The organism is Pseudomonas rhodesiae (assembly GCF_007858255.1).
GTDB classification, from domain to species: domain Bacteria; phylum Pseudomonadota; class Gammaproteobacteria; order Pseudomonadales; family Pseudomonadaceae; genus Aquipseudomonas; species Aquipseudomonas rhodesiae.
The window spans coordinates 78,254-86,431 of the sequence record NZ_VFEU01000020.1 but is presented as its reverse complement, the minus strand read 5'-3'; the positions used below and the strand labels follow the sequence as shown (position 1 = coordinate 86,431).

Below are 8,178 nucleotides of genomic sequence, written 5' to 3'. Positions count from 1 at the left end.
CGGAGGCGCCTTCGAGTTCGGCGAGGCCTTCGGCGATGTCGAGTTTGTCCAGGGCGGCCTTGGCGCGCACGATGGCGGCGGAGTCACTGGCGGTGACGGCGCGGGCTTCAATGGCGGCGGCGGCGCCGGCACCGTCGAGGCGGTCCATGTTGGCTTCGGTGGCATGGCCGGCGTTGGCGCCTTTGGTGGCTACTTCGCCTTGATCTTCTTTGTCGAATTCGTCCCAGCTCAGCATGACGTGTCGTCTCCTGCGTGAGGGCTCCAAGGTGCCCGTGTGAAACCGGATGGTTGGGTGTTCACACGGCCCGAGGGCCGCGGTGGATCTTAAGGAATCGTTTCTTGCAACAGCTCGCGCAGGCATTAAACGGAAATTGCGTAACGGGTGCGCTGCGTGAGGCTTGAGGGGCGGAGCGGTCGGTGCTGGCTCCGGCGATGGCCTCAGGTCTGGCTCTTCGTCCCTGTGTAAAGGGATATTGCAGGCCCGATTTACCCGCGCATTATAGGGAAAAAATCGGCTTTGTGTTGCGGCGGATGGTCACGATTGACCGCTGTAAGGCCATGGTTTTCGGTCAAAGCGCGTGTTTGCAAGGCTTTGCTGGGGTAGGAATTTTTTGACGGGCGGTGGGATGTTTTGGGTAGGCGAGGGTGAGGGCACAACGTAGGGCTTTGTAAGGCAGGTTCTTGGCCGCAGAAACGATTTTCTGCGGCGGCCAAGATCCGAGTTTATATCTGAATAAATACGTTATTAGCCGTTAGAGCAGCCATTGCCCATTACATGGTAATTAAGAATATGACGCTGACCTTGGGAATCTTCATATTCCATTTTTACCGGTACAACTTCGCAGACATCCGGCACGTTGCTCATGGACAGTACTTTGGCGATGTCCAAATGAGTGCTGTAGGTGTAGTCCTCGACAATCGGTGCGTTCTTGCCGGCCAGTTCGGTCGGGGCTTCGTCGGCCAGGGCGGCAGTGGCACACACGCTGCTGAGGGCCATCACTACTAACGCTTTCATTACTGTATTTACCTTCTTCAGGGCGAAAGGGGTCACGGGGCCCTTGTGAGGCCGCGTGTGTAACTTAAAAGTTGGGAAGTTCGGATTAACGTTGCCTTCGTGGGGGCTGTTGCGTTGTTAATCACAGTGCCTTGTTGGCGGAGTTGATTTTAGGCGTGCCGGTTATATTCATATACCCGTGCTTTTGATAAACACTTTTGGCGGTTTTTGTAACAATCCCCGGGTGAAGGATTTTTCATTGGGCGGTAAAGCCCCGTAGGCTGCGGGCCAGAGCGGTGTAAGGGGATAGCAGGGCAATTTGTAGGGTCTTGTTACTACCATCGTCGAATGGTTCTATAGGCTCACCCCGGCTAAAACAGGGGCCATACAAAAACAACTATTGTCACCGAGGTAAGAAAGATGAGTGCGGCTTCCCTGTACCCCGTTCGCCCCGAAGTAGCAGCCAACACGCTGACCGACGAGGCGACCTACAAGGCCATGTACCAGCAGTCGGTGGTCAACCCCGACGGTTTCTGGCGCGAGCAAGCCAAGCGTCTTGACTGGATCAAGCCTTTCACCACGGTGAAGCAGACGTCGTTCGACGATCACCACGTCGACATCAAGTGGTTCGCCGATGGCACCTTGAACGTTTCCTACAACTGCCTGGACCGTCATCTCGCCGAGCGCGGCGATCAGGCAGCCATCATCTGGGAGGGCGATGACCCTGCCGAGAGCCGTACCATCACCTACCGCGAGCTGCACGAAGAAGTCTGCAAATTCGCCAACGCCCTGCGTGGCCAGGACGTACACCGCGGCGACGTGGTGACCATCTATATGCCGATGATTCCCGAAGCCGTGGTCGCCATGCTGGCCTGCGCGCGCATCGGTGCGATCCACTCGGTGGTGTTCGGTGGTTTTTCGCCGGAGGCCCTGGCCGGTCGCATCATCGACTGTAAGTCGAAGGTGGTGATCACCGCCGACGAAGGCATCCGCGCCGGTAAGAAAATTCCGCTCAAGGCCAACGTCGACGACGCCCTGACCAATCCGGAAACCAGCAGCATCCAGAAAGTCATCGTGTGCAAGCGCACCAACGGCGCGATCAAGTGGAACCAGCATCGCGACATCTGGTACGAAGACCTGATGAAAGTGGCGGGCGCGGTCTGCGCACCGAAAGAGATGGGGGCCGAAGAAGCTCTCTTTATCCTCTATACCTCCGGCTCCACCGGCAAGCCCAAGGGCGTGCAGCACACCACCGGCGGTTACCTGCTGTATGCGGCCCTGACCCATGAGCGCGTCTTTGACTACCGCCCGGGCGAAATCTACTGGTGCACCGCCGATGTCGGCTGGGTCACCGGTCACACCTACATCGTCTACGGCCCACTGGCCAATGGCGCGACCACGCTGCTGTTCGAAGGCGTGCCGAACTACCCGGACATCACCCGAGTGGCGAAGATTGTCGACAAGCACAAGGTCAATATCCTCTACACCGCCCCGACCGCGATCCGCGCGATGATGGCCTCGGGCACTGCCGCCTGCGAAGGCGCCGACGGCAGCAGCCTGCGTCTGCTCGGTTCGGTGGGCGAGCCGATCAACCCGGAAGCCTGGGACTGGTACTACAAGAACGTCGGTCAATCCCGTTGCCCGATCGTCGACACCTGGTGGCAGACCGAAACCGGCGGCAACATGATGAGCCCGCTGCCGGGCGCCCATGCGCTCAAGCCGGGTTCGGCGGCGCGGCCGTTCTTTGGCGTCGTGCCGGCGTTGGTGGACAACCTCGGCAACCTGATCGAAGGCCCCGCCGAAGGCAACCTGGTAATCCTCGATTCGTGGCCGGGCCAGGCCCGTACCTTGTACGGCGACCACGACCGTTTTGTGGATACCTATTTCAAAACCTTCCGTGGCATGTACTTCACCGGTGACGGCGCGCGCCGTGACGAGGATGGCTACTACTGGATCACCGGGCGCGTGGACGACGTGTTGAACGTCTCCGGCCACCGTATGGGCACCGCCGAGATCGAAAGCGCGATGGTCGCCCACCCTAAAGTCGCCGAAGCGGCGGTGGTGGGTGTGCCGCACGACATCAAGGGGCAGGGCATTTATGTCTACGTCACCTTGAATGGCGGCGAAGAACCGACCGAAGCCCTGCGCTTGGAGTTGAAAAACTGGGTGCGCAAAGAGATCGGGCCGATTGCTTCGCCGGATGTGATCCAGTGGGCACCGGGCCTGCCGAAAACCCGCTCGGGCAAAATCATGCGCCGCATCCTGCGCAAGATCGCCACGGGCGAGTACGACGGGTTGGGGGATATCTCTACCCTGGCGGACCCAGGTGTGGTGGCGCATTTGATTGAGACGCACAAGACCATGAACGTCGCGTAAGGCGGGATAGGTGGGAACAGCCCCATTCGGCGTAAGCCGAGTGGGGCTTTTTTATGATCTCTCAAAACCACTGAGAACCAATGTGGGAGGGGGCTTGCCCCCTGGAGTGCAGTTCCAGGCGGGTATGGCGGAGGGGCTGACGGTCCGACATAACCACCAGGCCAATAAATATCGATTTATTGTGTAGGAGGTTTCTGAATGTTACCGAGTGGTGCAAATGTGTAACCCGCTGCCCACACCTGAGGCGAACGGCTACGCGAATGCCCCGAAAAACCGCGTTTTAGACACCCCTGTAAATAAGATTAAACGCTAGACTTGCCGTGCTAGAAGGGTTTGCGAATAATAGGCCCGCAATTTGCAGCATCAACAGGTTTAATATCTTTTGTCTCTGCATAAATTTCAGAGGCTGTCAATGAGCTGGAACCGCTTTCTCGGTGCTTCTGTAAATTGTTGTCGCATTGAGGAAATATCGGCTTCCGGCCTGTCGTTAGAATGCCGATCACTCGCTCGTCGTCGCAGGTAGTCACCGGCGTAGGACGCTGCAACGCTATTCGGTTTTACTCAATCGCATCATGGGCCATGGCTCATACTGCTGTTTCTGCCCTATACCGATGGAGTCCCAAGATGAAGAAACTCGTGCTGTTGGGCGCCCTGGCGCTGTCCGTGCTGTCCATGCAGGCTTTCGCTGAAGGCAAGCCACTGAAAATTGGTATCGAAGCAGCTTACCCTCCGTTTGCGTCGAAAGCGCCGGATGGCAGCATCGTCGGTTTCGACTACGACATCGGCAACGCGCTGTGCGAAGAGATGAAGGTCAAGTGCACCTGGGTTGAGCAGGAATTCGACGGTCTGATCCCCGCACTCAAAGTGCGCAAGATCGACGCGATCCTGTCGTCCATGTCCATTACCGAAGACCGTAAGAAGTCTGTGGACTTCACCACCCGCTACTACCTCACCCCAGCACGCCTGGTGTTGAAGGAAGGCACGACCGTCAGCGACAGCCTGGAAGAGTTGAAAGGCAAGAAGATCGGTGTGCAGCGCGGTTCGATCCACGATCGCTTCGCCAAGGAAGTGCTGGCCCCTAAAGGCGCCACCGTGGTTCCTTACGGCACCCAGAACGAAATCTACCTGGACGTGGCCGCCGGTCGCCTCGACGGCACCGTGGCTGATGCGACCCTGCTGCAGGACGGCTTCCTGAAGACCGACGCCGGCAAAGGTTTCGCCTTCGTAGGCCCTGCATTCACCGACGTCAAATACTTCGGCGACGGCGTAGGCATCGCGGTGCGCAAAGGCGACAAGGAAAACCTGGACCGCATCAACGCGGCTATCGCGGCGATCCGTGCCAACGGCAAATACAAGCAAATCCAAGACAAGTACTTCGACTTCGATATCTACGGCGCCGACGCCAAGTAAATCGTCGCAGCTGTCTGTCCAGAATGGCGCAAGCAACAGAATTCCTGCGGTTTGCGCCATTTTTTCATCCCCCTTTTCGAGGACCTGAATCATGTTGAAAGGCTACGGGGCCGTTATCCTCGATGGCGCATGGTTGACGCTTCAGCTCGCCTTGTCGTCCATGGCCTTGGCCATCGTTCTGGGTCTGATCGGGGTCGCCCTGCGCCTATCGCCGGTGCGCTGGCTGGCTTGGCTGGGTGACCTGTACTCCACGGTGATCCGCGGGATCCCCGACCTGGTGTTGATCCTGCTGATTTTCTATGGCGGTCAGGACCTGCTCAATCGCGTCGCGCCGCTGCTTGGCTTCGACGACTATATTGACTTGAACCCCTTGGCCGCCGGCATCGGCACCCTGGGTTTCATCTTCGGCGCCTACCTGTCGGAAACCTTCCGCGGCGCCTTCATGGCCATTCCCAAAGGCCAGGCCGAAGCCGGCCTTGCGTATGGCATGAGCAGCTTCCAGGTGTTTTTCCGGGTGATGGTGCCGCAGATGATCCGCCTGGCAATCCCCGGTTTCACCAATAACTGGCTGGTACTGACCAAGGCCACCGCGCTGATCTCGGTGGTGGGCCTGCAAGACATGATGTTCAAGGCCAAGCAGGCGGCCGACGCCACCCGCGAACCTTTTACCTTCTTCCTCGCAGTGGCGGCGATGTACCTGGTGATCACCAGCGTGTCGTTGCTGGCCTTGCGTTACCTTGAAAAGCGCTACTCGGTAGGCGTAAGGGCGGCTGATCTATGATCTTCGACTACAACGTCATCTGGGAGGCCATGCCGCTGTACCTCGGCGGCCTGGCAACCACCCTGAAACTGCTGGCCATCTCGCTGTTCTTCGGCTTGCTCGTGGCGGTGCCCCTGGGTTTGATGCGGGTGTCCAAGCAGCCGTTGGTCAATGGCGTGGCCTGGCTCTATACCTACGTGATCCGTGGCACGCCGATGCTGGTGCAGCTGTTTTTGATCTACTACGGTCTGGCCCAATTCGAAGTGGTGCGCGAAAGCTTTATGTGGCCGCTGCTGTCCAGCGCCACGTTCTGCGCGTGCCTGGCGTTTGCCATCAATACCAGCGCCTACACCGCCGAAATTATTGCCGGCAGCCTCAAGGCCACACCTAACGGTGAGATCGAAGCGGCCAAGGCCATGGGCATGTCGCGCTACAAGCTGTACCGCCGCATCCTGCTGCCGTCGGCCCTGCGTCGCGCGCTGCCGCAGTACAGCAACGAAGTGATCATGATGCTGCAGACCACCAGCCTGGCCTCCATCGTCACCTTGATCGACATAACCGGCGCCGCGCGCACCGTGAACGCGCAGTATTACCTGCCGTTCGAAGCCTATATCACCGCTGGCGCGTTCTACCTGTGCCTCACCTTTATCCTGGTGCGCCTGTTCAAGTTGGCCGAGCGCCGCTGGCTGAGCTACCTGGCTCCACGGAAGCACTGATATGCAACGTATCGATCACCTGTTGCCCTGGGGCCACCTGGGCTGCGAGCGCCAGTTGAGCGTGTTCCGTTTCGGCAGCGGCGAGCGCAAGGCTTATATCCAGGCCAGCCTGCACGCCGATGAACTGCCGGGCATGCGCGCCGCCTGGGAGCTGAAAAAACGCCTGACCGAACTGGAGCAGCAAGGCGCCCTCAACGGCATGATCGAGCTGGTGCCGGTGGCCAACCCGATGGGCCTGGGCCAGTTGCTGCAAGGCAGCCATCAGGGGCGCTTCGAAGTGGGCAGCGGCAAAAATTTCAACCGCGATTTTGTCGAGTTGAGCGAGCCGGTCGCCGCGCTGCTGCACGGCAAATTGGGCGATGATCCTCACGCCAACGTGCGCTTGATCCGCCAGGCAATGGATCAGGCGCTGGACGCACTGCCCGAACCCAGCAGCCAGTTGCAAGGCATGCAGCACGTGCTGCTCAAGCATGCGTGCACCGCCGATATCGTGCTCGACCTGCACTGCGACGCCGAAGCCGCGCTGCACATGTACGCGCTGCCTCAGCACTGGCCGCAGTGGCGCTCACTGTCGGCGCACCTGAATGTCAAAGTCGGCCTGCTCGCAGAAGATTCCGGCGGCAGTTCGTTCGATGAGGCTTGCTCACTGCCGTGGCTGCGCTTGTCGCGGGCGTTCCCCGAGGCGCAGATCCCGCTGGCGTGCCTGGCGACCACCCTGGAGCTGGGCGGGCAGGCCGATACCGGTCGCGCTGAGGCGATCTTCCACGCCGAGGGCATCCTCGCGTTCCTCGCCGAGCAAGGCCTGATCAAGGGCCAATGGCCGGCGCCGCAGCACGAGCCGTGCGAAGGCGTGCCGTTCGAAGGCACCGAATTGCTGTTCGCGCCCCATGCCGGGGTGATCAGTTACCTGCGCAAAGCCGGGGACTGGGTCGACAAAGGCGAGCCGATTTTTGAAGTGATTGATCCCCTGACCGACCGCGTGAGCATTATCTGCGCGGGCACCTCGGGGGTGTTGTTTGCCGTTGAACGGCTACGTTATGCCCAAGCGGGTTTCTGGCTGGCCAAGGTGGCGGGGCGCGAAGCGCTACGACACGGGCGCTTGCTCAACGACTGACCACCTGTTTTTGTGAGAACCGACCGCATGTACAAGCTTGAAGTCCAAGACCTGCATAAACGCTATGGCAGTCATGAAGTGCTCAAAGGCGTATCCCTGGCCGCTGCCGCCGGTGATGTGATCAGCATCATCGGTTCCAGCGGTTCGGGCAAAAGTACCTTTTTGCGCTGCATCAACCTGCTGGAGCAACCCCACGCCGGCAAGATTCTGCTCAATAACGAAGAGCTGAAACTGGTGGCCAACAAGGACGGCGCCATGAAGGCGGCCGACCCCAAACAGCTGCAACGCATGCGTTCGCGCCTGTCCATGGTGTTCCAGCATTTCAACCTGTGGTCGCACATGACCGCGATTGAGAACGTGATGGAAGCCCCGGTGCATGTGCTGGGCGTGTCGAAGAAAGAGGCCCGTGAAAAGGCCGAGCACTACCTGGCCAAGGTCGGCGTGGGCCATCGCAAGGATGCGTTCCCCGGCCACATGTCCGGCGGCGAGCAGCAGCGCGTGGCGATTGCCCGTGCCTTGGCGATGGAGCCGGAGGTGATGCTGTTCGACGAACCCACCTCAGCGCTCGACCCGGAATTGGTCGGCGAAGTGCTCAAGGTGATGCAGGACCTGGCTCAGGAAGGCCGCACCATGGTGGTGGTGACCCACGAAATGGGCTTTGCCCGTGAAGTGTCCAACCAGTTGGTGTTTTTGCACAAAGGCATCGTCGAAGAGCGCGGCAACCCCCGTGAAGTGCTGGTGAACCCGCAGTCCGAGCGCTTGCAGCAGTTCCTTTCCGGCAGCTTGAAGTAGCCACTCCTTGTGAGCG

Annotated in this window: 7 protein-coding genes and 1 pseudogene; 6 read left to right on the top strand and 2 right to left on the bottom strand. The window is 59.6% G+C overall.

All coding sequences use genetic code 11. The annotated features are described in order from the left end of the window. Positions 1–235: pseudogene (locus FIV35_RS22430) on the bottom strand (ribonucleotide-diphosphate reductase subunit beta); the annotation flags it as partial. A gap of 510 nt (positions 236–745) precedes the next feature. Next, positions 746–1,015, bottom strand: coding sequence for a DUF2790 domain-containing protein (locus tag FIV35_RS22425; protein ID WP_034139056.1), 270 nt, complete (start codon positions 1,013–1,015; stop codon positions 746–748). A gap of 399 nt (positions 1,016–1,414) precedes the next feature. Between FIV35_RS22425 and acs the strand changes: the two genes are divergently transcribed. The 6 genes from acs to FIV35_RS22395 all read left to right on the top strand — a co-directional run bounded on the left by acs (position 1,415) and on the right by FIV35_RS22395 (position 8,162). After that, positions 1,415–3,370 (top strand): acetate--CoA ligase, encoded by a 1,956-nt coding sequence (gene acs / locus FIV35_RS22420; protein WP_034099953.1) that lies wholly within the window; start codon positions 1,415–1,417, stop codon positions 3,368–3,370. A 624-nt stretch (positions 3,371–3,994) separates the two neighbouring features. Beyond that, the gene (locus FIV35_RS22415) at positions 3,995–4,780 is read left to right on the top strand and encodes an ABC transporter substrate-binding protein (RefSeq protein WP_034099951.1); all 786 of its coding nucleotides are present in this window, start codon (positions 3,995–3,997) and stop codon (positions 4,778–4,780) included. Positions 4,781–4,871: 91 nt separating this feature from the next. Continuing rightward, positions 4,872–5,561, top strand: coding sequence for an ABC transporter permease (locus FIV35_RS22410; RefSeq protein WP_003193627.1), 690 nt, complete (start codon positions 4,872–4,874; stop codon positions 5,559–5,561). Continuing rightward, positions 5,558–6,256: an ABC transporter permease gene (locus FIV35_RS22405; RefSeq protein ID WP_034099949.1), complete on the top strand. Its 699-nt coding sequence runs from the start codon at positions 5,558–5,560 to the stop codon at positions 6,254–6,256. The genes FIV35_RS22410 and FIV35_RS22405 overlap by 4 nt, the downstream gene beginning before the upstream one ends. 1 nt (position 6,257) lies before the next feature. Beyond that, positions 6,258–7,370 (top strand): succinylglutamate desuccinylase/aspartoacylase family protein, encoded by a 1,113-nt coding sequence (locus FIV35_RS22400; protein WP_034139055.1) that lies wholly within the window; start codon positions 6,258–6,260, stop codon positions 7,368–7,370. A gap of 27 nt (positions 7,371–7,397) precedes the next feature. After that, positions 7,398–8,162, top strand: a complete 765-nt coding sequence (locus FIV35_RS22395; protein ID WP_010208310.1) for an ABC transporter ATP-binding protein — start codon at positions 7,398–7,400, stop codon at positions 8,160–8,162. Positions 8,163–8,178 lie beyond the last annotated feature (16 nt).

Coding starts and splice junctions, on each gene's coding strand:
- FIV35_RS22405 (WP_034099949.1), top strand. CDS start 5,558: ATGATCTTCGACTACAACGTCATCTGGGAGGCCATGCCGCTGTACCTC.
- FIV35_RS22395 (WP_010208310.1), top strand. CDS start 7,398: ATGTACAAGCTTGAAGTCCAAGACCTGCATAAACGCTATGGCAGTCAT.
- acs (WP_034099953.1), top strand. CDS start 1,415: ATGAGTGCGGCTTCCCTGTACCCCGTTCGCCCCGAAGTAGCAGCCAAC.
- FIV35_RS22425 (WP_034139056.1), bottom strand. CDS start 1,015: ATGAAAGCGTTAGTAGTGATGGCCCTCAGCAGCGTGTGTGCCACTGCC.
- FIV35_RS22410 (WP_003193627.1), top strand. CDS start 4,872: ATGTTGAAAGGCTACGGGGCCGTTATCCTCGATGGCGCATGGTTGACG.
- FIV35_RS22400 (WP_034139055.1), top strand. CDS start 6,258: ATGCAACGTATCGATCACCTGTTGCCCTGGGGCCACCTGGGCTGCGAG.
- FIV35_RS22415 (WP_034099951.1), top strand. CDS start 3,995: ATGAAGAAACTCGTGCTGTTGGGCGCCCTGGCGCTGTCCGTGCTGTCC.